Origin of the sequence: Actinoallomurus sp. NPDC052308 (assembly GCF_040679195.1) — a bacterium.
Taxonomy (GTDB): Bacteria; Actinomycetota; Actinomycetes; order Streptosporangiales; family Streptosporangiaceae; genus Actinoallomurus; species Actinoallomurus liliacearum.
In genome coordinates, this window is the sequence record NZ_JBFAUM010000019.1 from 24,853 (window position 1) to 50,311 (window position 25,459).

At 71.9% G+C, this 25,459-nt stretch carries 27 protein-coding genes; 17 read left to right on the plus strand and 10 right to left on the minus strand.

The window, feature by feature from the left end:
• Positions 1-67: 67 nt before the first annotated feature.
• Both AB0L00_RS32480 and AB0L00_RS32485 read right to left on the minus strand, forming a co-directional pair.
• The gene (locus tag AB0L00_RS32480) at positions 68-1,219 is read right to left on the minus strand and encodes an ArsA family ATPase (protein WP_364440903.1); all 1,152 of its coding nucleotides are present in this window, start codon (positions 1,217-1,219) and stop codon (positions 68-70) included.
• Positions 1,216-2,211, minus strand: a complete 996-nt coding sequence (locus AB0L00_RS32485; protein WP_364440904.1) for an ArsA-related P-loop ATPase — start codon at positions 2,209-2,211, stop codon at positions 1,216-1,218. The genes AB0L00_RS32480 and AB0L00_RS32485 overlap by 4 nt, the downstream gene beginning before the upstream one ends.
• 125 nt (positions 2,212-2,336) lie before the next feature.
• On the opposite strand from AB0L00_RS32485, the gene AB0L00_RS32490 reads away from it, so the two are divergent.
• The 5 genes from AB0L00_RS32490 to AB0L00_RS32510 all read left to right on the plus strand — a co-directional run bounded on the left by AB0L00_RS32490 (position 2,337) and on the right by AB0L00_RS32510 (position 5,641).
• Positions 2,337-3,296, plus strand: coding sequence for a slipin family protein (locus AB0L00_RS32490; protein ID WP_364440906.1), 960 nt, complete (start codon positions 2,337-2,339; stop codon positions 3,294-3,296).
• A gap of 12 nt (positions 3,297-3,308) precedes the next feature.
• Positions 3,309-3,464, plus strand: a complete 156-nt coding sequence (locus AB0L00_RS32495) for a DUF4177 domain-containing protein (protein WP_252781158.1) — start codon at positions 3,309-3,311, stop codon at positions 3,462-3,464.
• The gene (locus AB0L00_RS32500; RefSeq protein ID WP_345366009.1) at positions 3,461-3,922 is read left to right on the plus strand and encodes a RidA family protein; all 462 of its coding nucleotides are present in this window, start codon (positions 3,461-3,463) and stop codon (positions 3,920-3,922) included. Before AB0L00_RS32495 ends, AB0L00_RS32500 begins: the two co-directional genes overlap by 4 nt.
• 82 nt (positions 3,923-4,004) lie before the next feature.
• Positions 4,005-4,865, plus strand: a complete 861-nt coding sequence (locus AB0L00_RS32505) for an NUDIX hydrolase (RefSeq protein WP_364440907.1) — start codon at positions 4,005-4,007, stop codon at positions 4,863-4,865.
• A gap of 14 nt (positions 4,866-4,879) precedes the next feature.
• Positions 4,880-5,641: an MBL fold metallo-hydrolase gene (locus tag AB0L00_RS32510; protein WP_364441044.1), complete on the plus strand. Its 762-nt coding sequence runs from the start codon at positions 4,880-4,882 to the stop codon at positions 5,639-5,641.
• Positions 5,642-5,666: 25 nt separating this feature from the next.
• Here the strand turns inward: AB0L00_RS32510 and AB0L00_RS32515 are convergent, their stop codons facing one another.
• Positions 5,667-6,353 (minus strand): Crp/Fnr family transcriptional regulator, encoded by a 687-nt coding sequence (locus tag AB0L00_RS32515; protein WP_364440908.1) that lies wholly within the window; start codon positions 6,351-6,353, stop codon positions 5,667-5,669.
• A gap of 84 nt (positions 6,354-6,437) precedes the next feature.
• Here AB0L00_RS32515 and nth point away from each other — a divergent pair, with 84 nt between their 5' ends.
• The 3 genes from nth to AB0L00_RS32530 all read left to right on the plus strand — a co-directional run bounded on the left by nth (position 6,438) and on the right by AB0L00_RS32530 (position 9,150).
• Positions 6,438-7,145, plus strand: coding sequence for an endonuclease III (nth, locus tag AB0L00_RS32520; protein ID WP_345366001.1), 708 nt, complete (start codon positions 6,438-6,440; stop codon positions 7,143-7,145).
• Between the two features lie 64 nt (positions 7,146-7,209).
• A complete protein-coding gene (locus AB0L00_RS32525) occupies positions 7,210-7,872 on the plus strand; it encodes a CoA pyrophosphatase (protein ID WP_364440910.1) in 663 nt (220 codons plus the stop codon).
• Positions 7,873-7,956: 84 nt separating this feature from the next.
• Positions 7,957-9,150: a MarP family serine protease gene (locus AB0L00_RS32530; protein WP_345367404.1), complete on the plus strand. Its 1,194-nt coding sequence runs from the start codon at positions 7,957-7,959 to the stop codon at positions 9,148-9,150.
• Here the strand turns inward: AB0L00_RS32530 and AB0L00_RS32535 are convergent.
• From AB0L00_RS32535 to acs, 4 genes are all read right to left on the minus strand, one after another.
• Positions 9,147-9,662, minus strand: coding sequence for a DUF309 domain-containing protein (locus AB0L00_RS32535; protein ID WP_364440911.1), 516 nt, complete (start codon positions 9,660-9,662; stop codon positions 9,147-9,149). The two genes, AB0L00_RS32530 and AB0L00_RS32535, sit on opposite strands and share 4 nt — an antisense overlap.
• Positions 9,663-9,754: 92 nt before the next feature.
• Positions 9,755-10,654, minus strand: coding sequence for an alpha/beta hydrolase (locus AB0L00_RS32540; protein WP_364440912.1), 900 nt, complete (start codon positions 10,652-10,654; stop codon positions 9,755-9,757).
• A gap of 113 nt (positions 10,655-10,767) precedes the next feature.
• Positions 10,768-11,202, minus strand: a complete 435-nt coding sequence (locus AB0L00_RS32545; RefSeq protein ID WP_364440914.1) for a phage holin family protein — start codon at positions 11,200-11,202, stop codon at positions 10,768-10,770.
• 226 nt (positions 11,203-11,428) lie between these two features.
• Positions 11,429-13,399, minus strand: a complete 1,971-nt coding sequence (gene acs, locus AB0L00_RS32550; protein ID WP_364440916.1) for an acetate--CoA ligase — start codon at positions 13,397-13,399, stop codon at positions 11,429-11,431.
• A gap of 241 nt (positions 13,400-13,640) precedes the next feature.
• Between acs and AB0L00_RS32555 the strand changes: the two genes are divergently transcribed.
• The 8 genes from AB0L00_RS32555 to AB0L00_RS32590 all read left to right on the plus strand — a co-directional run bounded on the left by AB0L00_RS32555 (position 13,641) and on the right by AB0L00_RS32590 (position 21,440).
• Positions 13,641-14,426 carry an oxidoreductase gene (locus AB0L00_RS32555; protein WP_345365988.1) on the plus strand — a complete coding sequence of 262 codons (786 nt, stop codon included), beginning with the start codon at positions 13,641-13,643 and terminating at the stop codon, positions 14,424-14,426.
• 1,060 nt (positions 14,427-15,486) lie between these two features.
• Entirely contained in the window at positions 15,487-16,566 is a 1,080-nt protein-coding gene (gene ssd / locus AB0L00_RS32560) for a septum site-determining protein Ssd (protein ID WP_364440917.1), read from the plus strand.
• A complete protein-coding gene (locus AB0L00_RS32565; RefSeq protein ID WP_364440919.1) occupies positions 16,563-17,717 on the plus strand; it encodes a TadA family conjugal transfer-associated ATPase in 1,155 nt (384 codons plus the stop codon). The genes ssd and AB0L00_RS32565 overlap by 4 nt, the downstream gene beginning before the upstream one ends.
• A complete protein-coding gene (locus tag AB0L00_RS32570) occupies positions 17,714-18,451 on the plus strand; it encodes a type II secretion system F family protein (protein ID WP_364440921.1) in 738 nt (245 codons plus the stop codon). Before AB0L00_RS32565 ends, AB0L00_RS32570 begins: the two co-directional genes overlap by 4 nt.
• A gap of 550 nt (positions 18,452-19,001) precedes the next feature.
• Entirely contained in the window at positions 19,002-19,583 is a 582-nt protein-coding gene (locus AB0L00_RS32575) for a type II secretion system F family protein (RefSeq protein WP_364440923.1), read from the plus strand.
• Positions 19,584-19,890: 307 nt separating this feature from the next.
• Positions 19,891-20,085 (plus strand): DUF4244 domain-containing protein, encoded by a 195-nt coding sequence (locus AB0L00_RS32580; protein ID WP_345365978.1) that lies wholly within the window; start codon positions 19,891-19,893, stop codon positions 20,083-20,085.
• A gap of 329 nt (positions 20,086-20,414) precedes the next feature.
• Entirely contained in the window at positions 20,415-20,822 is a 408-nt protein-coding gene (locus AB0L00_RS32585; RefSeq protein WP_364441045.1) for a TadE family type IV pilus minor pilin, read from the plus strand.
• A 114-nt stretch (positions 20,823-20,936) separates the two neighbouring features.
• Positions 20,937-21,440: an Rv3654c family TadE-like protein gene (locus tag AB0L00_RS32590; protein ID WP_364441046.1), complete on the plus strand. Its 504-nt coding sequence runs from the start codon at positions 20,937-20,939 to the stop codon at positions 21,438-21,440.
• Positions 21,441-21,644: 204 nt separating this feature from the next.
• Here the strand turns inward: AB0L00_RS32590 and AB0L00_RS32595 are convergent, their stop codons facing one another.
• Positions 21,645-21,821, minus strand: coding sequence for a hypothetical protein (locus AB0L00_RS32595; RefSeq protein WP_364440925.1), 177 nt, complete (start codon positions 21,819-21,821; stop codon positions 21,645-21,647).
• A 148-nt stretch (positions 21,822-21,969) separates the two neighbouring features.
• Here AB0L00_RS32595 and AB0L00_RS32600 point away from each other — a divergent pair, with 148 nt between their 5' ends.
• Positions 21,970-22,782 (plus strand): hypothetical protein, encoded by an 813-nt coding sequence (locus AB0L00_RS32600; RefSeq protein WP_364440926.1) that lies wholly within the window; start codon positions 21,970-21,972, stop codon positions 22,780-22,782.
• A 410-nt stretch (positions 22,783-23,192) separates the two neighbouring features.
• Here AB0L00_RS32600 and AB0L00_RS32605 read toward each other — a convergent pair whose 3' ends face one another.
• The gene (locus tag AB0L00_RS32605) at positions 23,193-24,389 is read right to left on the minus strand and encodes an FAD-dependent monooxygenase (RefSeq protein WP_364440928.1); all 1,197 of its coding nucleotides are present in this window, start codon (positions 24,387-24,389) and stop codon (positions 23,193-23,195) included.
• Positions 24,390-24,829: 440 nt separating this feature from the next.
• Positions 24,830-25,252, minus strand: coding sequence for a hypothetical protein (locus AB0L00_RS32610; protein ID WP_364440930.1), 423 nt, complete (start codon positions 25,250-25,252; stop codon positions 24,830-24,832).
• Between the last annotated feature and the right edge of the window lie 207 nt (positions 25,253-25,459).

Here is a 25,459-nt window from a genome sequence, read left to right on the forward strand (position 1 = left end):
TCCTTCGGCGTGCCGGGCGCGCGTCGGCGTCACCGACGCCCGCGCCGCGTAGGAGAGCGCACGGCGGTCAGGCCGCAGGCTCCTCCGGTTCGCCCGCGAGGTCCCTCGCGATGCACCGGAGCCCGTCGAGGTCGTGTACGTCCTCGGCCATGGCCGCGACCGTGGCCCTGGGCACGGTCGGGTGCGACGAGGTGAAGCTCTCACACAGCCGCGCCTCGCGCGCGGTCACGTGCATCCGCTCGGCGTGCAGGCGCAGCAGCGCGGCGGCGAGGGGGTGCGCGCCGCGGTCCTCCAGCATCTCCGCGGCGGCCTGGCTGCGCACGGCCGACAGGTGCGAGGCGTCGGACTTGTGCACCCGGTTGAGGACCATGCCGGCCATCGGCATCTGCTCCTCGGCGAGGCGCTCGACGAAATAGGACGCCTCGCGCAGCGCGTCCGGCTCCGGGGCCGCGACGACGAGGAACGCCGTGCCGGGCGCCTGTAGCAGCCGGTACGTCTGCTCCGCCCGCTCCCGGAACCCGCCGAACATCGTGTCGAAGGCCAGCACGAACGTCTGGACGTCCTTCAGCAACTGCCCGCCGAGCACCTTCGTGATCGCGCTGGTGAACATGCCGAAGCCGGCGGTCACGACCTTCATCCCGAAGCGGCCGCCCGCCTTGGCGGGGGCCATCAGAATTTTGATCAATCGGCCGTCGAGGAACCGGCCCATCCGCTCCGGCGCGTCGAGGAAGTCCAGCGCCGACCGGGACGGCGGCGTGTCGACGACGATGAGGTCCCAGGCGCCGGACCGGTGCAGTTGGCCCAGCTTCTCCATCGCCATGTACTCCTGCGTCCCCGAGAGACTGGAGGACAGCGACTGGTAGAAGGGATTGGCCAGGATCTGCTGGGCGCGTCCGGGCTCGGCGTGCGCTTCGACGATCTCGTCGAAGGTGCGCTTCATGTCGAGCATCATGGCGTACAGCTCGCCGTCGACGCCCTCGACGAGACGCGGGGTGTTGTCCAGCTCGGTGAGGCCCAGCGCCTGGGCGAGCCGGCGGGCGGGGTCGACGGTCAGCACGACGACGTCGCGGCCGCGCTCGGCGGCGCGGACGCCCACGGCGGCGGCGGTCGTGGTCTTGCCCACGCCGCCCGACCCGCAGCAGACGATGATCTTCGTGTCGGGGTCGTCGATCAGGTCGTCGATGCAGAAGTCCGGCGGGGTCCTCTCGGCCGCGGTCACGCTGCTCCCTGCCTCCTCAGCTCGGCGGCCAGCTCGTACAGCCCGGCGAGGTCCATGCCGTCGCTCAGGTGCGGCAACTCGTACTGCGGGACGTGCGCGTCTGCGAGGCGCGCCTTCTCGCGCTCCTGCAGGGCGGTGCGCCGCGCGTGGTCGGCGGCCTCCTCGGCGAGGGCGTCGGCGATCTCGGCGGTGCGGTCCTCGATGCCGGCCGCCTTGATCCCCATGCGGATCGCCTCGACGTCGAGCTCGTCGTGGACGGCCAGGTCCAGCTCGTCCGCGGGCAGCAGCGGCGGCCGGACCATGTTGATCATCAGGCCGCCGACGGGCAGGCCGATCTCCCGCAGCTCCGTGACCCCGTCCAGGGTCTCCTGGACCGGCATCTCCTCCAGGAGCGTGACGAAGTGCACCGCGGTCTCCGGGCTGCGGATCACCCGCATGACGGTGTCCGCGTGGTTGCGGATCGGGCCGACCTTCGCCAGCCCGGCGACCTCGGCGTTGACGTTGAGGAACCGGCCGATCCGGCCGGTCGGCGGGGCGTCCATCACCACCGCGTCGTAGATGAACCGGCCGCTCTTGTCGCGGCGGCGCACGGCCTCACTGGCCTTGCCGGTGAGCAGCACGTCGCGCAGGCCGGGGGCGATCGTGGTGGCGAAGTCGATCAGGCCCATCTTGCCCAGCGCCTTGCCCGCCCGTTTGATGTTGTAGAACATCTCGAGGTACTCGAGCATGGCCTCTTCGGGATCGACGGCGAGGGCGTACACATCGCCGCCGTCCGGCGCCACCGCGACCTTGCGCTCTTCGTACGGCAGCGGCGGGCAGTCGAAGAGCTGGGCGATCCCCTGCCGGCCCTCCACCTCGATGAGCAGGACCTGACGGCCGCCCGCGGCCAGGGCGAGCGCCAGGGAGGCGGCCACCGTGGTCTTGCCGGTACCGCCCTTACCAGTGACGACGTGCAGCCGTACACCGTCCCAGTCGGTGTCTCTCGCGCTCACTCTTGTGAGGTTATCGTCCGTCCGGCGACGCGTTCGCAACCCCCGCAAGGTGACGTCTGCCACCTCAGGGGATCCGACGACTAGTGTCGGACATGAGGGAATCGGCCGTCAGAAAGGTGAGCGCCGTGGCTGAAGCGGCATTCGTGCTCCTAGGCGTCATCGGCTTCGTGATCCTGCTGATCATCCTGTCGTCGATCAAGGTCGTTCAGCAGGTCGAACGCGGCGTGGTCTTCCGCCTCGGCCAGGTGCAGTCGCACTTCCGGCCGCCGGGCCTGACCCTGATCTTCCCCGTGATCGACCGGATGACGAAGGTCAACATGCAGACGGTGGCGATGGGCGTGCCCGCGCAGGAGGGCATCACCCAGGACAACGTCAGCGTCCGCGTCGACGCGGTCGTCTACTTCCGGGTGATCGACCCGGTGAAGGCGATCGTGAACGTGCAGAACTACAACTGGGCCATCTCGCAGGTGGCGCAGACGTCGCTGCGTTCGGTCATCGGCCGCGCCGACATGCAGCAGCTGCTGTCCGACCGCGAGTCGATCAACGCCGAGCTCCGCCAGATCATGGACGGCATGACCGAGGCGCCCTGGGGCGTCAAGATCGAGCGGGTGGAGATCAAAGACGTCTCGCTGCCGGAGGGCATGAAGCGGTCGATGGCGCGCCAGGCCGAGGCGGAGCGGGAGCGCCGGGCCCGCATCATCACCGCCGACGGTGAGTTCCAGGCGTCCAAGCGACTGGCGGCCGCGGCCGAGGTCATGGCGCAGGACCCAGCCTCCCTCCAACTGCGGCTGCTGCAGACGGTCGTGGAGGTCGCCGCCGAGAAGAACAGCACGCTCGTCATGCCGTTCCCCGTGGAGCTGCTGCGCTTCTTCGACCGCGCCGCCGGCGGGGACCAGACACCGCGTGAGGGCACGCCCCGGACCGACCTGGCCGAGCGCCTCGCCAAGGCCGAGGAGGAGCTGGCCGAGGCCGGCGAGCCGGCGTCGATCGACTCCGCGAAGGAGGTCCCGCCCGTGCCCGGACTGGAGGCGAAGGAGCAGCCCGGCATCGCCGCACGCCACGAGGAGCCGCCCACCCAGCGGTAGTAGCGTTCCCCCATGAAGAAGTGGGAGTACGCGACCGTTCCACTGCTCGTGCACGCGACGAAGCAGATCCTCGATAACTGGGGCGAGGACGGGTGGGAGCTCGTCACCGTCATCCCCGGCCCGAACCCCGAGAACCTCGTGGCCTACCTCAAGCGGGAGAAGCAGTGAGCACCCCGGAGGAGAGGGTCCGCGAGCTCGGACTGGAGCTGCCGGACGTCGTCGCGCCGCTGGCGTCGTACGTCCCGACCGCCCGGTCCGGGAACCTCGTCTACACGTCGGGCCAACTGCCGATCGCCGACGGCAAGCTGCTCGCGACCGGCAAGGTCGGCGCGGAGGTCACCGAGGAGGAGGCCGCCGGGCTGGCCCGTACGGCCGCGCTCAACGCGATCGCCGCCCTGAAGGCCGAGGTCGGGGAGCTGTCGCGGGTACGGCGCATCGTCAAGGTCGTCGGCTTCGTGGCCAGCGCGCCGGACTTCTACGGCCAGCCGCAGGTGATCAACGGGGCGAGCGACCTGCTCGGCGAGGTGTTCGGCGACGCGGGCCGGCACGCCCGCAGCGCGGTGGGCGTCGCGGTGCTGCCGAAGGACGCGCCCGTCGAGGTCGAACTGATCGCCGAAGTCGAATAACGTTCGGCGGACAGAGCCTTACGGGACGCCGTGCCGGCACCCCGCCGGACGGCGTCCCGACCCCCGTGAACGAGGAGGCCCGTTGACGGACGTTCCCGGCCTTCGGCTGCCCGACCAATTCGCCCAGCGCGCCCGCGACATCGAGGAGGGCCGGGCGGAGCCGGCCGCGCCGCGGGACGCCTCCACCGTCGTCCTGCTCCGCGACGCCCCGAGCGGCGGCATCGAGGTGTACATGCTGCGCCGGGTGTCGTCGATGCCGTTCGCACCGGGCGCGTACGTCTTCCCCGGCGGTTCGGTGGACGCGCGGGACGGCGACCGTACGGTGGGCTGGGCCGGGCCGTCGCCGGAGGAGTGGGGCGCGGCGTTCGGCGCCGGGGAGACCCTCGCTCGTGAGCTGGTGTGCGCGGCCGTCCGTGAGACGTTCGAGGAGTCGGGCGTGCTCCTCGCGGGGCCCGCGGCGGACCTGATCGCGGGGGACATCAGCGGCGACGACTGGGAGGCGGACCGGCAGGCGCTGCTGGACCGTTCGCTGTCCCTCGCCGCGCTGCTCGACAAGCGCGGCCTCGTCCTGCGCGGCGACCTGCTGCGCCCCTGGGCGCACTGGATCACGCCCGTCATCGAGGAACGCCGCTACGACACCAGGTTCTTCGTCGCGGCGCTGCCCGCCGGCCAGCGCACCCGCGACGTCAGCACCGAGTCCGACCGGGTGACGTGGGTACGCCCGCAGGAGGCGGTCGAGGCAGCCCGGCGCGGCGAGATGGCGCTGCTGCCGCCGACCATGGTCACGCTCACCGAGCTGACGGCGTACGACTCGGTCGCCGCGGTCCTCGCCGCCGAGCGGGACGTACGGCCTCGACTCCCCGAGACGCGCGTGACCGGTGACGGCGTCTACCTCGTCCTGCCGCCGGAGCTCGACGGCCACGTTCCCGGAGCCCGGCCGTGAGCGGCATCGACGGCATGGGCACCGAGCGGGCCCGGTGCGTGCTGGCGCCGAACCCCTCGCCGATGACCCTGGACGGTACGAACACCTGGGTGCTCCGCGAGCCGGGCGCCGAGCGGTCGATCGTCGTCGATCCGGGGCCGGAGCACGAGGAGCACCTGCGCCGGGTCGCCGCCCAGGCGGGACGCGTGGCCCTCGTACTCCTCACGCACGGACATCCGGACCACGCCGAGGGCGCACGGCGGTTCGCCGAGCTCGCCGCCGAGAACTCCCACCCCGTCCCCATCCGGGCGCTCGACCCGGCCCTGCGGCTGGGCGAGGAGGGCTTGGGCGAGGGCGACGTGGTGGAGCTGGACGGCCTGGAGCTGCGGGTCATGGAGACCCCGGGCCACACCCACGACTCGCTGTGCTTCTGGCTGCCGGGTGACCGGGCCGTGCTCACCGGCGACACGGTGCTCGGCTACGGCACCACGGTGGTGGACCGGCTCGGGGACTACCTCGCCTCACTCGACCGGCTGCGGGCGATGGCCGAGGGGACGAGTGTGATCCTGCCGGGCCACGGCCCCCGGCTCGACGACCCCGTCGGCGCGCTCGACCACTACCTCGCCCACCGGCGCCAACGCCTCCAGCAGGTCGAGGCCGCGGTCGCGGCCGGCGCGCGGACCGCCCGGGACGTCGTGGAGCGGGTCTACGCCGACGTCGACCGGTCGCTGTGGCCGGCCGCCGAGTGGGCCGTCCAGGCCCAGCTCGACTACCTGGCCGAGCGCGGCGTCATCTGACGGGACCCGCTCGGCCAGGACCCGCTCAGCGGGAGCGCTTGCGGAGGCGGTCGATGTCGAGGACCTGTACGGCGCGGGCCTCGATGCGCAGCCAGCCACGCTGGGCGAAGTCGGCGAGGGCCTTGTTCACCGTCTCCCGGGACGCGCCGACGAGCTGGGCGAGCTCCTCCTGCGTCAGGTCGTGGTGGACGTGCAGACCGCTCTCGCTCGGCTGGCCGAACCGCTCCGCGAGGTCGAGCAGGGCCTTGGCGACCCGGCCGGGCACGTCCGTGAAGACGAGGTCGGCCATGTTCTCGTTGGTCCGGCGCAGGCGCTGGGCGAGTGCGCGCAGCAGGTGGACGCTTATCTCGGGGTGAACCTTGAGGAACGGCCACAGGTCGCTGTGGCCCACCCCGGCCAGCCGCGACTCGGTCACGGCGATGGCGCTGGCCGTACGCGGCCTGGGGTCGAACAGGGACAGCTCGCCGAACATCTCGCTGGGGCCGAGCACGCTCAGAAGGTTCTCCCGGCCGTCGGGTGCCGTCCGGGTGAGCTTGATCTTGCCATCGAGGACGACGTAGAGCCGGTCGCCCTCCTGGTCCTCGGAGAACAGCGTCTGACCGCGTGAGAGGTGGACCTCTGACACGATGGCGCGAAGCGCCTTCGCCCCTTCCTCGTCGAGTGCTTCGAACAGTGGGGCCCGTCCCAGAACCTCCACGTCGCGGTCGTTCACGTTTCCTCCTTGCTGACGTACCACCACAGTGTGACGCACATCGCAGGATGAGTTTTGGTCGACCCCCCCGTTACCCTTGCGTTCGTGCCACGCAAACCGGAGTCGCGTCTCGCCCTCGTACGCCGGGCTCGCCGGATCAATCGAGAGCTCGCGGAAGTGTACCCGGATGCGCACTGTGAGCTTGATTTCGTCGATCCGTTCCAGCTCCTGGTTGCGACGATCTTGTCCGCGCAGACGACGGACAAGCGAGTCAACATGGTCACCCCGACCCTCTTCGCCCGCTTCCCGACCGCCGCCGACCTCGCGGCGGCCGACCGGGAAGAGGTGGAAAAGATCATCCAGTCGACGGGCTTCTTCCGGGCCAAGACCAACAGCCTGCTGAAGCTCGGCCAGGAGTTGTGCGACCGGTTCGGCGGCGAGGTGCCGCACACCCTCGAGGAGCTCGTGACGCTGCCCGGCGTCGGGCGCAAGACCGCCAACGTCGTGCTCGGCAACGCCTTCGACGTGCCGGGCATCACGGTCGACACGCACTTCGGGCGGCTGAGCAGACGGTTCGGCTGGACCACCGAGACCGACCCGGTGAAGATCGAGTACGAGGTCGGGGAGCTGATCCCGCGCAAGGACTGGACCATCCTGTCGCACCGGCTGATCTGGCACGGCCGGCGCATCTGCCAGGCGCGGCGCCCGGCCTGCGGGGCCTGCCCGCTCGCCCGGCTCTGCCCGTCGTACGGCGAGGGTCCGACCGACGAGGAGACCGCCCGCAAGCTGGTGAAGCCCGGTCCGTTCTCGTGACCGGGAAGGAACAGGTCTCGTGACGGGGAAGGATCAAGCGGCCGATCCGGTTGAACCTTCAATGATGTCGGTCGACCCTGGGACGGACTGCCCGGAGTGGTTGCGCGGGTTCGCGGCCAAGGCACCCCGGATGCAGGTCCCCGCGCTCCTTCGTCCGCCCGCGAACGGCGCCCGCGCCGCCGCGGTGCTCATCCTGTTCGGCGAGGGTCCCGACGGCCCGGACCTCCTGCTCCTCCAGCGCGCGGACACGCTGCGCAAGCACGCCGGGCAGCCGGCGTTCCCCGGCGGCGGCGTCGACCCCGGGGACGACGGGCCGGTCGGGGCGGCGCTACGCGAGGCGACCGAGGAGACCGGGGTCGACTCCTCCGGCGTGGCCGTCCTGGCGACCATGCCGGAGATGTACGTCGCGCACAGCGGGTACCGCGTCACCCCGGTCGTCGCCTGGTGGCGGGAGCCGTCCGCCGTGGGCCCGGCCGATCCTCGCGAGGTGGCCTCGGTCGCGCGGGTCCCGCTGTCCGAGCTGACGGACCCGGCCAACCGGCTGCGCATCCGCGGGCCCTCCGGTCACCTCGGCCCGGCCTTCCGCGTCAGGGGGATGCTCGTGTGGGGGTTCACCGCCGGGATCCTGCACGCGGTGCTCGAGGCGGGCGGCTGGGATCGTCCCTGGGACACCACACGGGTCGAGGACCTCCCCGCCGAGGTCATCGACCTCGGGCGGCGCGAGTAGTCCCCGGTTCGTACGCCTCCGCGGCCGATCTGGTCCGGAGAGGGGACGTCCTCGGGGCCGAATGCGCTATACGGTTGACCGGTGCTGGGCGATCACGTTCTTGATCTCATCCTGCTGGTGCTCGTCGTGCTCTTTGCCATCTCGGGGTACCGGCAGGGCTTCATCGTGGGCGTCCTCAGCTTCGTCGGCTTCGTCGGCGGCGTCGTCCTCGGCATGCTGATCGCCCCACCTCTGGTCAAGGCGGTCGTCGACGGAGCGGCGCAGCAGGCGCTGCTCGCCGTGGTCATCGCCTTCCTGGCCGCGACGCTCGGACAGCTCATCGCCTCTTCCGTCGGGTCCGCGCTGCGCAGCCGCGTGACCTGGGAGTCGGCCCGGAGCGTCGACGCCGTCGGTGGCGCCTGCGTCAGCAGCGTCGCGCTGCTCGTCGTCGCGTGGTTCATCGGCAGCGCCCTGGTGACCTCGCCGATCGTCTGGCTGCGCACCCAGGTCAAGAGCTCCCAGGTGCTGCACGGCGTCGACACGTTCATGCCGCAGCAGGCGAACACCTGGTTCTCCTCCTTCCGCGGCTTCGTGTCCAAGACGGAGTTCCCGCAGGTGTTCGGCGGGCTCGGCGGCGAGCCCATCGCCGAGGTGCCGCCGCCCGACACCAAGATCCTCAACACCCCGCAGCTACTGGCCGCCCGCAAGAGCATCGTCAAGATCATGGGCACGGCGCACAGCTGCCAGCGCAGGATCGAGGGCACCGGCTTCGTGTACGCGCCCGGCCGCGTCATGACCAACGCGCACGTCGTCGCGGGTGTGGACTCCGGCCCGACCGTCTACACGGAGAAGGACGGCAACTACCACGCGAAGGTCGTGCTGTACGACGACAAGCGGGACATCGCCGTCCTCGACGTGCCGGGGCTGAACCTGCCGTCCCTGAAGTTCGACGAGGGCGCCCAGAGCCGCGACGACGCCGTGGTGGCCGGCTTCCCGAAGAACCAGCCGTTCACCCCGCGGGCGGCCCGGATCCGTGCCAAGCAGAAGGCCAAGGGCCCCGACATCTACCACTCCGGCCAGGTCACCCGCGAGATCTACGCCATCCGCGCGCTGGTCGAGCAGGGCAACTCCGGCGGTCCGCTGCTGTCCCCGTCCGGCAGGGTGTACGGCGTCGTCTTCGCCGCCGCCCTGGACAACAAGGAGACCGGGTACGCCCTCACCGCCCACGAGGTCGCGCCGGACGCCGAGGCGGGCATCAACGCGAGCGGCAGCGTCTCGACGCAGTCCTGCTCCGACTAGGCCGGCCGGGAGAGGCGGGGGGTCAGGTCGGCGTCCGTGACCGCCACCAGGCCGTCGCGCTCGATGCGGTCGGCCAGCTCGCGTGCCGTGGCCGCCAGGTCGACGACCGCGATCCCGTGCAGCGCGGCGTCATCCCCCGCGCTACCGCCGTGTGGTGTGGCGGCGGCCGCATACGGTGCGATGCGGTCGGCGGCGCGGCGCAGCAGCGTGCAGGCCCCTCGCGCGTTCCCGCGCCGTACGTGCGTGAATCCGACCGCAAGCTGGGCCAGCCCCTGCCACAGGGTGCGCTCGGCCTCCGGCGCGGCCTTCCAGGCGGCCTCCAGCACCTCATGGGCGTGGAAGGGCCGGTCCGCGTCGAGCAGCCGCTGCGCCTCGGCCAGGGCCTCGGCGGGCTCGGCCGCGTAGTCGTCCGGAACGCGTTCCTCTCCGGCCGCGCCATGCGGCAGCGGCCGACCGTACGCGTCACGGGGCCGCGCGTTGCGTGCCCGTCCCGTCTCATCCCGATCGCGCATGGTCCTATTGTCCGCTCCGGACGGTCTGCGGAATGTCCGGTGGCCCACTGTCCACCGGACACCCGCTAGCCGGCGCGGCGGCCCGGGTGGGGTTAGGCGAGCCAGGAGAGGAGCTCGGCGTCGAAGGCCTCCGGGCGTTCCTCCTGCGGGAAGTGCCCGACGCCGTCGATCAGCCGCCACCGGTACGGCGCGTCGACGAACCGGCCCGAACCCTGCGCGCTGCGGGGCAGCACGTAGCCGTCCAGTGAGCCGTGCAGCTGAAGGGTGGGGACACGGATGGGAGTGCGCATCCGGCGGGCGTACCGCAGTCCGTCCGGGCGCAGCATCGACCGCACCGCCCAGCGGTGGTACTCCAGCGCGCAGTGCGCGACGCCTGGGATCTGGAAGGCCGAGCGGTACAGCCGCTCGCTGCCGGAGTCGGGCCAGCCCGGCGCCGACCAGGCGTGCAGCACCCGGCCCACCTGGGCGGCGTCGTCCCGTACGAGCAGCCGCTCCGGTCCCATCGGCAACTGGAAGCCGAAGGTCTGCCGGGCCGCCCAGGCCTGGCCGCGCAGGTCCGTCGCCATCGCGGTACGGATGCGCAGCGGGTGCGGCGCCGACACCGCGACCAGCCGTTGTACGACGCGCGGCTGGTAGACGCCCATCGTCCAGGCGAGCAGGCCGCCCCAGTCGTGCCCGACGACGGTCGCGCTCGCCTCGCCGAGCGCCCGGATCAGGCCGGCGGCGTCCCGGGCCAGTGTGATCAGGTCGTACCCGCGCGGCGGCTTGTCGCTGCCGCCGTACCCGCGCAGGTCGACGGCCGCCGCCCGGAACCCGGCCTCGGCCAGCGACACGAGCTGGCGATGCCACGACCACCAGAACTGCGGGAATCCGTGGAGCAGCAGGACGAGCGGCCCCTCGCCGATCTCGACGACGTGGAAGCGCGTACCGCCCGCGCTCACCGACCGGTGCCGCCACGGGCCGTCGATCTGAACAACGGACTCGTCGGTCACGTACGGCCCCCCTTCATCGGCCCCCGGCGAGCGCCGGCGGACGTCACTCCGCCCGCGCGGGCTCCTCTTCTGTGGGCGTCACTCCGCCGGCGCGGGCCTCCGCGGGAAGGGCGTCACTCCTCCAGTGCGGGCTTGTCTTCGGAGTCGCCGCCCCGGCGGAGCATGGCGAAGTCCTCCATGACGGACTGCCGGGACCGCTTGGCGCCGCTCATCTTCTTCATCCGCCACAGGCCGATGAGGATCAGCACGGCCGCCAGCAGGACGTAGAACCCGGCGACGATGAGGAATGCGGCCCAGTTCCAGATGCCGAGCGCGACCAGGCCGTACGCGAGGGCGATCGACAACAGGATGACGACGACCCCGCCGATCACGCCGGCGACCGCGAACAGGGTGCTACCGAGGGCGGCCTTCTTCGCGTCGCCCTTCAGCTCCAGCTTGGCGAGCTCGAGCTCCGACTTCACGAGGCGGGAGACGCTGCCCGTGGCGATGGCGACCAGCTCGCCGAGTGATTTGTCGTCATACTGGCCGTTCGGCCGTACCTCGGTCATGTTTCTCCTCTCAGTGCAGGTCGCCACTCTCCCGGATCGGGCAGGATCCGAATAGGCCGAATCGCCGATGAGGAGTGAACCGGCGAAGTCCCGGCAAAAGAACGGCTTATCGGCACGCGACTGTCCGAGATTACCGGTGACGGGTTCCGTCGCCTCCGGCGGCGGGCCGGTACCGCCGCGACGGGTGAGCGCGGACCCGGAGGCCGCGCTCACCCGTTCGCCGCCGTTACTCGTCGCTCGACGCGGCCGGCATCTGGTCCTTGATGAGGTCCATCACCGTGCTGTCCGTCAGCGTGGTGACGTCCCCGAGGGAGCGGTTCTCCGCGACGTCGCGGAGCAACCGCCGCATGATCTTTCCGGACCGGGTCTTCGGCAGCTCCGGCACGATCATGATCTGCCGAGGCTTGGCGATCGGGCCGAGGTGCTTGGCGACGTGGTCGCGCAGCTCGGCGACCAGCGCCTCGCCGTCGTCGACGACCTCCCCGCGCAGGATGACGAACGCGACGATGGCCTGCCCGGTGACCGGGTCCGTGGAGCCCACCACGGCCGCCTCGGCGACCTTCGGGTTCGACACCAGCGCCGACTCGACCTCGGTGGTCGAGATGTTGTGGCCGGAGACCAGCATGACGTCGTCGACCCGGCCGAGCAGCCAGAAGTCGCCGTCGTCGTCCTTCTTCGCGCCGTCGCCGGCGAAGTACAGCCCTTCAAAGCGCGACCAGTAGGTCTTGATGAACCGCTCGTCGTCGCCCCAGATCGTGCGCAGCATCGACGGCCACGGCTCCTTGACGACGAGGAAGCCGCCGCCGCCGTTCGGCACCGACTCGCCCTGGTCGTCGACGACGTCGGCCTCGATGCCGGGCAGCGGCCGCATCGCCGCGCCGGGCTTGCCGTGGGTGACGCCCGGCAACGGGCTGACCATGATCGAGCCGGTCTCGGTCTGCCACCAGGTGTCGACCACCGGCGTACGGTCGGCGCCGATGTTCTTGCGGTACCAGACGTACGCCTCCGGGTTGATCGGCTCGCCGACCGAGCCCAGCAGCCGCAGCGACGACAGGTCGTGCTGGGCGGGGATGTCCTCGCCCCACTTCATGAACGTGCGGATCGCGGTCGGCGCGCAGTACAGGATCGAGACCTTGTACTTGGCGACCAGCTCCCACCAGCGGCCCTTGTGCGGGGTGTCGGGCGTGCCCTCGTACATGACGCTGGTCGCGCCGTTGGACAGCGGCCCGTACACGATGTACGAGTGGCCGGTCACCCAGCCGATGTCGGCCGCGGTCCAGAAGACGTCCGTCTCCGGCTTGAGATCGAACACCGCGTGGTGCGTCCAGGACACCTGCGTGAGGTACCCGCCGGTGGTGTGCAGGATGCCCTTGGGCTTGGCGGTGGTGCCCGAGGTGTACATGACGTACAGCGGGTGCTCCGCGTCGTGCGCCTCCGGCTCGTGCTCCTCGCTCTGCCGGTCGACGAGGTCGTGCCACCAGATGTCGCGGCCCTCGGTCCAGGCGACGTCCTGGCCGGTACGGCGGACGACGAGGACGTTGCGCACGTGGTCGACGCCCGCGATGGCCTCGTCGACGTTCGGCTTGAGCGCGCTCGGCGCGCCCCGGCGGTAGCCGCCGTCCGAGGTGATGACGACGTGGGCGTCACAGTCCTCGATGCGCCCGCGCAGCGCGTCGGCGGAGAACCCGCCGAAGACCACCGTGTGCGGCGCGCCGATGCGGGCGCAGGCCAGCATCGCGAACACCGTCTCCGGGATCATCGGCATGTAGATCGCGACGCGGTCGCCCTTCTGGACGCCGAGCTCGAGCAGGGCGTTCGCGGCCTTCGAGACCTCGCGCTTGAGGTCCGCGTACGTGATCGTGCGGGTGTCGCCGGGCTCACCCTCCCAGTGGTACGCCACGCGGTCGCCGTTGCCCGCCTCGACGTGCCGGTCGATGCAGTTGTACGCGGCGTTCAGCTTCCCCCCGACGAACCACTTGGCGAACGGCGGGTTCGACCAGTCGAGGGTCGTGTCCCACCCGGAGTTCCAGTGCAGGCGTTTGGCCTGTTCCTCCCAGAACGCCAGCCGGTCCGCCGCCGCCTCCTCGTACGCCGCCGAGGTGACGTTGGCCGCCGCGGCCAGCTCTTCCGGAGGAGCGAACCGCCGACTCTCCTGGAGAAGATTGGAGAGGGTCTCGTGTGGGGTTTCCTGCGTCACGGCGCGCTCCTTCGGGGTTCGGGAGGTCAGGACGGTCCAAGCCAACTTCAGCAGCTTCGCATGTGTCGTTACAAGGGGTGCTCGCGGCATAGGGTCATGCGGTGGCGCCGTTCCCGTCACCGGCGGGGCCCGCGCCGCGACATCCGCGCCGTGCCGTGTTCGGCCACCGACATCCCGAGGAGGAAGCGGCGTTCCCGGACCGGCCCGCCACCGGGACGGCCACCGAGCGCCGCGCGTTCGAATGAGCGACCCATTTGCCAACGTCGCAGGCCTGCCGGGAGTTCCCGAGGCCGTCGCCCGGGCCCGGGATGCCGTCGACCGGTTGCTCGGCCACCGGATCCTGCGGCGGCGGAGCGCCGAGGTTTCCGCCGAGTCGGCGCTGCGCGGCGCCCGCGCGTCGGCGGCCCTGGAAGGGGTCGCGGTCCCGCTGGAAGAGGTACGCGGCGGCCTGACGAACGACCCGGTCGTGCAGGGCGCCCTGCGCGTGTCGGCCGAGCTCGGCGCGCTCGCCGACACCTGGCACAAGGCGCCGCGCCAGGCGCTCGCCCGGCTCCACGTGCTGGCGGCCGCGGACGCCCTCGACCCCGACGCGCTCGGGCGGCCCCGTCCGGACGACGAGGCGACCGACCCCCTGGAACTCGGCACGCCCCTGCCGCCCGCGGACGTCGCCGCGCGGCTCGACGTGCTCAGCGACCTGCTGACCATCACGACGGAGGCGCCGGCGATCGTCATCGCCGCGATCGTGCATGGGGAACTGCTCGCCCTGCGCCCGTTCGGGTGGGGCGACGGCATCGTGGCCCGCGCGGCCTCGCGGCTGACCCTCGTCGACCGGGGCCTCGATCCGAAGTCGCTGACCGCCCCGGAGGTCGGGCATCTCGAACTGCGGGCCGCGTACGGCGACGCGCTGCGCGGCTACGCGACCGGCACCCCCGAGGGCGTGGGGCGATGGGTGAGCCACTGCGCCGAGGCCGTCGAACTCGGCGCGCGCGAGGCACTCGCGGTCTGCGAGGCGTTCATGCGCGGCTGACCGCGCCGATCATGCGGGTGGGCGCCGATCATGCGAGTGGCCGGCGTTGATGCGCGGCTTATCCGGCCGTCGGGGACCCACCGGAGCCGGCGCTCGTTGATTCACGCGAGCCGAACCGCTCGTCGCTCGTGCACGCACGCGCGGACGGGGTTCGGAAGCACGCATGGATCTCGGAAGATCGTTTCATCAGTGCCGATTTCGGCCGATCCAAAACAGGTGGCTGCCTGCGACAAAGCGAACGGCGCTCCCGGAGGAACGCCGTCGCCGACACGTCACACCGGGTTACCAAGCGTGCACCTCAAATCGTCGGATCGGGTCAAGCCCGTCTCGACGCGCCTCCCGCGGCTGGTCGCGCGTGGGTGCCCGGCTGCCGTGCTCGGACACTTGGTCCGTGCATTCTGTCTACGCCGAATCAGCGCAGATCGCAAGCCCCTTGGCCGGGTTAACGGAGGTCCAACGAAGGATCTTCGTCTGGTAGAAGGGCGGGCGCCCGAGCAAGCGATCGACCGCGAAGAGAGCGGCTTCGCCGAGATGATCGGAATGGCTGGGTTCGGCAGGGTGATCACATAGCGTGATCTACCTCTGAATCAATCAACCATGGCCCAGAGCAGAACGATCTCGCTTCCTTCCGCTACGCTGCAGACGCTTAGGACAGGCGTTCTCGCCGCACCCCCCGCGTGGCAAACGCCCGAATACTCCCGTTTTGGGTGATCGACCAATGATCACGAATTGGTCGCCACTCGACGGAACTCCGAGTGATCGGGCGACTTTATGTCGAATCTGCATAGACTGGGGGCCGTCGGGTTTACGGTGCGCTGACGAACGCCCGGCCTTGGCTTGACCTTCGAGACCTTCCGGGAAACGGGACCGGCTCTACCCCCCCGGAGCCGGACCGTCCGGCGACCCCCGCTCTCCCCCCCGGCGGGGGTCGTCTCGTGTCCAGGGGCATTCACGTTCGCGCGACGCTGCCGGGGCCGGGTTATCCACAGATTCGCGCAGGGGCCTTTCGAGGGGGCCGAGCGGGGCCGCATGGTTGATCTCGCGAAAGCGAGGAGATGCCATGTCCGCGACCGTGTTGATCGTTTCTGCCGACTCCCTGCTCATCGACGACCTGATGCGTCTGGCCACGGCGGCGGACGTCGAGAGCCGGCTCGCCACCGATCCCACGAGCGCGCGGGCCGCCTGGCGCGAGGCCGCGCTCATCGTCGTCGGCGCCGACTTAGCGGGTGACCTCGCCCGGTCGTCTCCCGAGCGACGGCCGGGCGTCATCCTCGCCGCGGCGGAGCCTGACGGCGACGAGGTCTACCGCCTCGCGGTCGAGACCGGAGCGCAGCAGGTCATCGCGTTGCCGGCGGGCGAGACCTGGTTGGTCGAGCAGATGGCGGCGGCCGCCGAGCCGGCCCGTCGACGCGCCGCCGTGGTCGCCGTCCTGGGAGGACGCGGCGGGGCGGGCGCGAGCGTGCTGGCCGCGGTGCTGGCCGGTGTCGCCGCCCGGCATCGGCTGCGCACGCTCCTGCTCGACGGCGATCCGCTCGGCGGCGGGATCGACCTGGTCCTGGGCGCGGAGGGGACGCCCGGGGCCAGGTGGTCCGACTACGCCGACCGGCAAGGACGGCTGAGCACCGCGACGCTCCACGACTCGCTGCCGGCGCGTGACGGCCTCGCCGTGCTGTCATGGCACCGTGGTGCGGCCGAGCCGGTCTCGCCGGAGACGATGCGGTCGGTGCTCGACGCGGCCGTCCGGGGCTACGACCTCGTCGTGGCCGACCTGCCCCGCCAACTGACCGACGCCGGCGCCGAGGTGCTGGCGGCCGCCGACTCCACGCTGATCGTCGTGCCCGCCGAGGTCCGTGCCACCGTGGCGGCCGACCGCGTCGCCGACCTGGTCCGCAACTACTCCCGCGACCTGCGGGTGGTCGTGCGCGGTCCGGCGCCCGGTGGCCTCAAACCGGCGGTCATCGCGGAGTCGCTGCGCCTTCCGCTCGCGGGCGTGGTCGCGACCGATCGGCGGCTGGCCACCGCGATCGAGCGTGGTCACCGTCCCGCCCGGGGCGGGGCGCTCGACGGCTTCTGCCGTCGCTTCCTCACCGACCTCCGGGAGGTCCGGCCGATGAGCGGTGAGGGAGGCGGGCGGCCATGAGCGACCTCACCGAGGCGGTCCGCGGACGGCTCGTCGGCACGGGCGCGGTCCCGACCGCGGCCCAGATCGCGGCCGCGCTGCGGGCCGAGGAGCCCGTTCTCGGCGACACCGAGGTCCTGTCACTGGCGGATGAGGTCAGGGCCGACCTGGTGGGAGCGGGGCCGCTCGAGCCACTCCTCCGGGATCCCGATGTCACCGATGTCCTGGTGAACGGCCCGGGAGAGGTCTGGGTCGACACGGGCGCCGGCCTGCGGCTGACCCGCGTACGGTTCCCGGACGAGTCCGCGGTACGGCGGCTGGCCCAGCGGCTCGCCGCTGCGGCCGGCCGCCGGCTCGACGACACCGCGCCGTACGCCGACGCGCGACTGCCGGGTGGAGTGCGCCTGCACGCGGTGTTGCCGCCGGTCGCGTCCGGCGGCACCGCCCTGTCGCTGCGCCTGCCGCGACGCCGGGCCTTCACGCTCGCCGAGCTGGTCTCGGCCGGCACCCTGTCCCCGGAGGGAGCGGACCTGCTGGACGCCCTGGTCGCCGCCCGGCTGGCGTTCCTCGTCACTGGAGGCACGGGCACCGGCAAGACAACCGTTCTGTCGGCCCTGTTGTCGCTGGCCGACCCGGGGGAGCGCATCGTCCTCGTCGAGGACTCGGCCGAGCTCAGGCCCGCGCACCCGCACGTCATCGGTCTGGAGACCCGTCCACCGAACATCGAGGGCGCGGGCGGCGTCACCCTCCACGACCTCGTCCGCCAGGCCTTGCGGATGCGTCCGGACCGCCTGGTGGTCGGCGAGGTGCGAGGGCGTGAGGTCGTCGACCTGCTGGCCGCGCTGAACACCGGACACGAGGGCGGTTGCGCCACTCTGCACGCCAACGCTCCGGCCGACGTTCCCGCCCGCCTGGAGGCCCTCGCGTGCGCCGCCGGCCTCAGCCGGGAGGCCGTCCACAGCCAGCTCGCCGCGGCGCTCGACGTGGTCGTGCACCTCGTCCGCGAGGCACCCGGAGGTCGCCGCCGGGTGGCCGCGATCTGTGTCTTCCAGCGGCGGCCGGACGGCCTGGTGGAGGTGGTCCCTGCGGTGTCCTGCGGGCCCGGAGGAGAGATCCGGGAAGGCCCGGGGGCCGCGGCGCTGGCCGCCCGACTCGGCGGTTCGCGGCCGTGACCGCCGTGCTGGCCGTGGCCTGTGTGTTCGCGGGCGTCTGGGTGCTGGCGCTGCCCTCGCCGACCCTGCTGCGGTTGACCTCGATCATGGGGACCCGGTCGGCCGGCGAGGCCGCCGAGCGGGCGGCCGCGCCCCGGCCCGTCGACCGGCTGCGCCACGTACGGGACCTGCTCTTCGGCGGCCGTCGAGACGTCACGGCACGGCGGGCGGCGGTCGTCGAGCTGTGCGACGGGATCGCCGCCGAACTCGCCGCCGGACGCCCACCCGGCGCCGCGCTGACCGGCGCGGCCGAGGGGCTCTCGTCCATTCCCCGGTTCGAGCCCGTCCTGGCCGCCGCCCGGTCGGGTGACGACGTCGCCGCGTCGCTCGACCGGGCGGCCGTGGCGCCTGGCTGCGAAGGTCTCCGCCTGCTCGCCGGATGCTGGCGCATCGGGATGGACCGGGGCGGCATGCTCGCCTCCGTCGTCGAAGGGCTGGCCGACGCACTCCGCGACGAGCAGACGCACCGCGAGGAGGTCGCCCTGCAACTCGCCGGTCCCCGCGCGACCGCCCGGCTGCTCGCCGGGCTGCCCCTCCTCGGCCTGCTCATGGCGATCGCGCTGGGCGCACGCCCCTTCGCCTTCCTGTTCGGCACGCTGCCGGGAGCCCTGTGCCTGGGGCTCGGGACCGGCCTCGACGTCCTCGGCCTGTGGTGGACCAGGCTCCTCGCCATCGCCGCCGAGGAGCCCCGGTGACGACCCCGAGCCGACGCCGCCCCGAAAACGCGCCGAACGCGGCGAGCTCCCCTGACCGCGCCGAGCCCCGGCCCCGACGCGGGAACCCGGACGCCGCCCCCGATCGGGTCGTTGCGACGGAGAAGGCGGGCCTTCGAGCGCGTTGGCCTCGAGCGGCATCCCGGTCGGGGCCGGTGCGACGGACAAGGTGGGCCTTCGAGCGCGCCGGCCCTGTGGGGGATCGCCGGTGTTCCTTGAGCTGATCGCCATCGGTTGCGCCGGCCTCGCCGGTCTCGTCGTCATCTCGGCCGACGACGCGAGTAAGCGACTGGGCAGGCTGTTCCCTGACGAGCACGGTGGCGCTAGGTCTCCGAACGGATCAGGAGCAGTCGCCGGAGGCGCACGCACCGTGGGGAGCCCGGCGGGAGCGGCACGGAGCACCGCGGTACCCGACGAGATCCGTTCGGTCACGACCGGCCGCTCTCATTCGGTCACGGCGGCCGGTCGCTCTCGCGCGGCGAACGTGGGTCCAGAGGTTTCAGCGGACGGGACGAGAGATCGGCGTCGGCCCGTGCTGAGCCTCGTGGCGGGTCTCGTCTGCGCTCTGTTGCTCGGCGGCCCGGTGGGCTGGGTGGCCGGCGTGCTCGTGGCGGTCGGATCGATGCGTCTTCTCGCGCGACTCGAGCCGCGGGCGGCCCGGCTCCGGCGAACCCGCGTGGTCGCCGAACTGCCCATCGCGATCGACCTACTCGCGGCGTGCCTTCGGGGCGGCGGTGCGTGGCACGAGTCGGTCGAGGCCGTGGCCGGTGCGGTCGGCGGGCCGCTCGGCGCCGAATTGGCCTACGTGGCGGCGCGTATCCGGCTGGGCGCCGACCCTGCCGCCGAGTGGCTCACCCTCACGGCGGATCCCGTACTGGCGCCTCTGGGCCGTGCGGCGGCCCGGGCCGCGTCCGGCGGCGCACCGCTCGCCGCGACGCTCACCCGCCTCGCCAGGGACCAGCGGCGCGTCGCCCGGGTCGCCGCGGCGTCACGAGCCAGATCCGCAGGCGTGCGAGCCGTCGCGCCGCTCGGTCTGTGCTTCCTCCCGGCGTTCATCCTCCTCGGCATCGTCCCGGCCGTCGCCGGCATCGCCGCGACCGTGCTCCTGCCCTGACCGTGACCGATCCGCGTCATTCCAGCTGTGCCGAGGATTTCTGTCGCCGGGACGACGGAAATCCTCGGCGTTGACCTCACTGTGGCGGCGACGCCAGCCGTACGAGACCGGTCTGGTAGGCGATGCCGACGCTGCGAAGCGCGCCTCGGGTCAGGGCCACGGCGGTGACATCGCCGACGAGCCTCCGGCGAGCGCGGCTGGGACGGGTTATCCACAGAACCGCATTCGGGCGTGGTGGGGGGTTGAGCGGTCCGCAACGCTGGATGCCGGACGTGCTCGCGTCCGTCGTCCGAACAGGAGGGTCCACATGCACATCGTTTCCGCGCTGAGGCGTCGCTGGCAGGCGCGTAAGGCCGATGACGGCATGTCCACCGCCGAGTACGCCGTGGGCACGGTGGCGGCCGCCGCGTTCGCCGGCCTGCTGTTCAAGATCGTGACCAGCTCCGAGGTCCGGCAGATGCTCTTAACGATCATCCATCGGGCACTCAACTTCGTCGGGTGACCGGCCGGCGTGCACAGCGCGCATCGCCAGGCGCATTCGGCCGTCTCACGTGGTCGCTGCGGCTCTCCAGCCCGATGTTTCGCCGGAGGCCCGGACGGTCGCGGACGCGTGAGACGGTCGGCAGGTCGGGGTCGGGTCGGTGGCCTGGGCCGTCGGTGCGCTCGGCTGTGGCGGGGTGGGGGCGTCGGCGATCGGGTGGCTCGGGGCGAGGCCCGTCGTCTGAGATGTCCGCATGCTCGGCTGTAGGGGTAGTGCGGGGACCTTGGCGGTCAGGTGGCTCAGGATCGGGTCGTGGGTCTGGGCTGTCCGTGCGCTCGGCTGCTGCGGTGATGCGGGTGCGGCGGCGACCAGGTGGTTCGAGGACGCGTGGGGATCGAGGGTCGGTGACGGTCGAGACAGCAGTCGCTTTTCCGGCGCTGGTCCTGCTCCTCGCGATCGCTCTGTGGGGCGTGAGCGCCGCAGCAGCGCAGGTGGCGTGCGTGGACGCCGCTCGAGCGGGTGCCCGCGCCGCCGCCAGGGGCGAGTCTCTGGCCGAGGTCCGTGCCGCCGTTCGCCGCGCTGCACCGCCCGGGGCCGGCGTTTCGATCGACCGTGATCGTCGGTTCACCCGGGTGCGGGTGAGAGCCACCGTCGACTCTCCGGTACGACGGCTGTTCCCGCCGCTGCGGCTGCGAGCCCAGTCCGTCGCCGCCACCGAACCGGAGGGAGGAGCCCAACCGATCTCCGCGCGAAATTGACCGCTCCATCAGGTCACCGGTTCGGCCGCACGCGGCCCAGGACAGCGAAGGACGGCCATGTCCGACCGCGTGCGGCTCATCCGGCAAGGCGACCGACTTGCGCTTCCCGGCGGCATGCGCCCCGGCAGCGCGGTGCGACACCGATTTGGGTGGCGTGCGCTGCGGCGTGGCTTTCCGCTGAGGAGTGGGTGGCGTGTCCGGAGGGCGGGCAATGGCGATCGGGGGTCGGGCACTGTGTGGATGGTCGCGTTGATCGGAGCCGTGTGGTCGGTGGCCGTCATGGCGATGGTGGTGGGCGGGGCGCGTGTAGCACGGCATCGCGCGGACGCCGCCGCGGACCTGGCGGCCCTCGCCGCGGCGGCCCATGCGGCCGAGGGATCCGAACACGCCTGCCGGTTGGCCGCACGAGTCGCCCGCGATTCGGAAGCGTCGCTCCGGCGGTGCACGTTCCGCGGTCGGGTCGTCGATGTCATCGTCATCGCCCGCGTCGGCGCCCTTCCGCGAACGGGCCGGTTGACCGCCACCGCGCGGGCACGTGCCGGGCCGGTCGATGGCGGTTCAGGCTCCGTCCCCGATTTCCCGGCTCCGACCGTCACCCGCCGGGCTTCGCCTCGTTGAACCCCTCACAAGTATCCAGAGTTCCTCTGTCCTGCCACGCATGTTTCGGTATTGATCGGTGACACTATTGGAGCTAGTGTCCGATAAGCTGCTGCGAACAATTACCCCCACCAGCCTCGAAAAGCCCTACAGTCACTCGGAACGGCCGACACGTGTTCACCGCCGGGTCGTTCGCGAGCAAGGGCTGAGAGTCGCCGCCGGAGTTCAGCAGACCGGGGCGACGAAAGAGTGTCGACGAAGGGACGGCGTCTTGAGGAAGGTCGGCAAGGTCGCCACTGTCGCCCTGATGACTCCCCTGGCCACGGCCGCCATCACGCTCGGCATCAGCGGCTCCGCGAACGCTGCGAGTCCCTGCTCGTTGTTGGGGAGCGCATCGATCACCCCTCCCTCCGGGTCGGTTACGACGGGGGCGAGTGTCCACGTGAGCGCCACGGTCAAAGGACTGCTCTCGGCGCATCTACAGATTTCCGGGCCTGGCATCGATCAGCAGGTCGGATCGCGTACCGGCAACGGCACTATCGCGGGTGATGTGAAGGTCTCCGAAGCCGGATACTTCACCCTGAGCGTCGTCGGGGACATCACGAAGTGCACGTATGACACCAGCGGGTTCTCCGTGAAAGCCCGATCGACGGAGGCTAAGCCGACGCCGACGCACTCCAAGACACCGAGCAAGAGCCCGACGTCGAGCAGTGACCCGACCACACCGGGTTCGGTTCCCAATCTGCCCACCGGCACGGACTCTGGCAGCGGTACGGCAGGCATCCCGACCCAGCCGTCGAGCAACAACAATTCGCCGTTCAGCCTGCCGTCGCTGGCTCCGAACGGCTCCGGGGTCGGGTTCCAGTACCCCACCCCGGAACCGCAGATCGCCGAGCCGGCCGCCAAGCGGATCCAGGCCGACGACGCCTCCGCGACCACCCCGATCAAGTGGGGCCAGAGCGTCGCGGCCGCGCTGGTGCTCCTGCTGCTCTCGGCGCACTTCGGCATGTGGTCCCGCCGCCAGCGCCTCGCGGCGGAGGCCCGCGCCGTACAGACCGGCCCCGCTGGGAAGAGCACGCGTGGTCGGGGTCCCGCCGCCGGGCGTCGCCGGAGAAGGCCGCCGATCACCGAGCTCGCCACTGCGGGAACCACCTCGTCCGGCGTCGCCGAGACCGGCACGCCGACCGGAGCGAGTGAGTCAGGCGTCGCCGAGACGGGTGGGGCCACCGAATCCACTGCTACGGCGGAGACGGCTCAGGCGTCTTCGGACGGGTCGGCGGCGGAGAAGTCAGCTCCCACCGCCGCCGAGCGGGAGGCCACGCCGGCTCGTCGTGGCTACCGCGGGCGTCGTCGTCGCAGCTGAGAGCCCGTGCCTCCCTGCCGCCAGTTGGGGAGGCCGTGCGCCTCTGCCGCTGTGAGGGAGGGACTCTGGGGTCTCTGCCGCCGCTAACGGAGCGATGGATCTCCGCCGCGCCTAGTGGTCTCTTGGTTTTCTGCGGCCGCTGACAGTCAGAGTCCCACCGGTCTCTGCCGCCGCTGGGCAGGCCCACGGGTCTGTGCTGCCGCTGAAGACCATGGGTCCCTAACGCCCTTGGCCCCAGGGGTCTCTGTCGTCGCAAAGAGCCCGACGGGTCTCTGCCCCGTGGGTCGCTGGTGCCGGTGCGGGCTCGTGGGGGCCTTCGTCACTGGAGGTCACGCGTCGGCGTCGTCATCCGCCGCCGGCGGCAGGTGCCGGCGGCGCGGCTTGGCGCTCAAGACGGTTCGAGCTCGAACCTAGGGTCGGTCGGCTCCGGTGGCATCCGGAGTCGGTGGGCTCCAGTCGAGGGCGGGGTCCAGCGCCTTCAGCATGGACGCCGACGGGCTCAGGCGGACGACCCAGTCCCGGACCGCCGCGGCCGGAGACCAGCTCCACTGCGCGACGGTTCCGATCAGGCGGGACCGGCGCGCGATCAATTGAGCGCGGGCGCGGCGCCCGCGGTCGTAGGCGGCGAGCGCCGACTCGACGGTCGGGTGCGCGGCGAGCACCGCGGCGAGGGTGACGGCGTCCTCCAGCGCCTGGTTGGCGCCCTGTCCCATGTCCGGCGTCATCGCGTGCGCGGCGTCGCCGAGCAGCGCCGTCGTCCCCCGGACGAAGGTGCGCAGCGGCGGCAGGCGGTAGATGTCATGGCGCATGACCGCGTCTTCGGCGGCGGCCGCCAGGAGTTCGGGGATCGGCGCGTGCCAGCCGTTGAAGCGCCGCCGCATCTCCGCCAGTTCGCCGTCGGGGCTGCGCTGCCCTTCGGGGGCGCTCGCGGCACCGAACAGGTAGGTCGTACCGTCGGCGAGCGGCACGATCCCCACGCGTTCGCCGCGCCCCCAGGTTTCGCCGCCCGACGTGAGGGGGCGATCCGTGTCGACGATCACGCGCCAAGCCGTGTATCCGGCGTAGCGGGGGGCCGGGTGCCTCGGCCACAGGGAGCGCCGGACGACGCTGCGGATGCCGTCGGCGCCGACCAGGAGATCGCTCCGTGACGTTCCCTCGCTGTGCCGCACCTCGATCCGCGGACCCTCGGTTCCGACCGCGATGACCTCGGTGCCCGTGCGCAGCGCCGCGGTCGGCACGGCCTCGCGCAGGATCTCGAGCAGGTGGGCGCGGTGGACCGCGACCACCGGGCCGTACCGGCGTCCCAGCTCCTGGACGTCCGTTCGAGCCAACCACCGGCCGGTCGTGTCGCGGATGCCGCCTTCGGTCTCGGTGAGGGCGCGCTCGCGGACCTGGTCGCCCAGGCCGAGCGCGTCCAGCGCGCGTACGCCATTGGGCCACAGCGACAATCCGGCCCCGATCTCACCGAACGTCGCGGCCCGCTCGAGGACCTCCACCCGCCAGCCGCAGCGGTCGAGTGCGATGGCGGCCGCCAGGCCGCCGATGCCGCCGCCGACCACGATCGCCTTGCGTCCGCTCGCCGCGCCGCCGAGCGCGTTGCCGTCCATCCGGCCTCCTTCCCCACTGGCGTGGGGTCACCTCGCCTCTGCTCAGCCGTCCGTTCCGGGCCGGACGTCCGACGCCACCGGACGAGACGCCGGCATGGAGCCGGACCGGTCCGGCGCGCATCAACAGAGTCGCGCACCAACAGCGTCGCGCACCGTACCCGGCGCTCGCTGATCGGTCTCCCACCTAGGCGGGAATCGCGACGAAGCACGGTGCGGCACCCGTCGTGGCGTGCGATCTCCGAGCGTCTCGTCCGGCCGGCGCACCGCCCTGGGCGGCGCGCGTCGGGAGGGTGGGCGAGAGGCTCGGTGTTCGCCACCCGTACGGGCTCGCAATCCCCCGGAAACCGGGGCGATCCGGCCGTCACGTCGCGGCTTCACCGAGACTTTCGTACGGGTGCTGGGAGCGTCGGCTGGACGGGGACCGCCGCGGGGCAGAGGGGTCAGTCGGTGCGGTCGAAGAAGGAGGAGACCGGGTCGCGGTCGGGAGCCGGGCGGCCGGCGACGCGGAGGTCGTCCGCGGTGGTGGCCGTCTCTCCGGCGGTGCCGCGGGCGCGGGCGAGTTCGCGCTGCAGCCGCTGCTTCTCCATCTCCAGCGTGCTGATCGACTCGCGGTGCTCCTCCCGCAGGTCGCGGAGCTCGCGGCGGACGCGCAGCGCCCGGCTCAGCGTGAGGAACGCCAGGCCCATGCCCAGCATGAACACGAACGCCACCAGGACGCCCGCGGCGAAGATCTGTCCCTCGGTCTGCACACCCGGCACGTGCTGGCCGAAGATGTCGATCGAGGCGGATGATGAGTTCTCGGCGATGATGCCGACGCCCACCGCGACCGCCGCGGCGGCCAGCACGATTCCCAGGATGACCATCGAGATGTCTCCTCTCCTATGACATCGGAGCGCGAGCCACGACCCCCGGTGACGCACCCGGCGAAATGTCGGATTGGTCAAGTTAGCGGGAAGTCGCGCGATCTCAAAAGGGCGGTGCGGGTCCGCCCTGCTCGTGAGACCGGACGATCGGCGCGTACGCGGCGGTGTGGTCGGCCCGTCGCCGACCGCCCTCGTACGAGGTGGGAG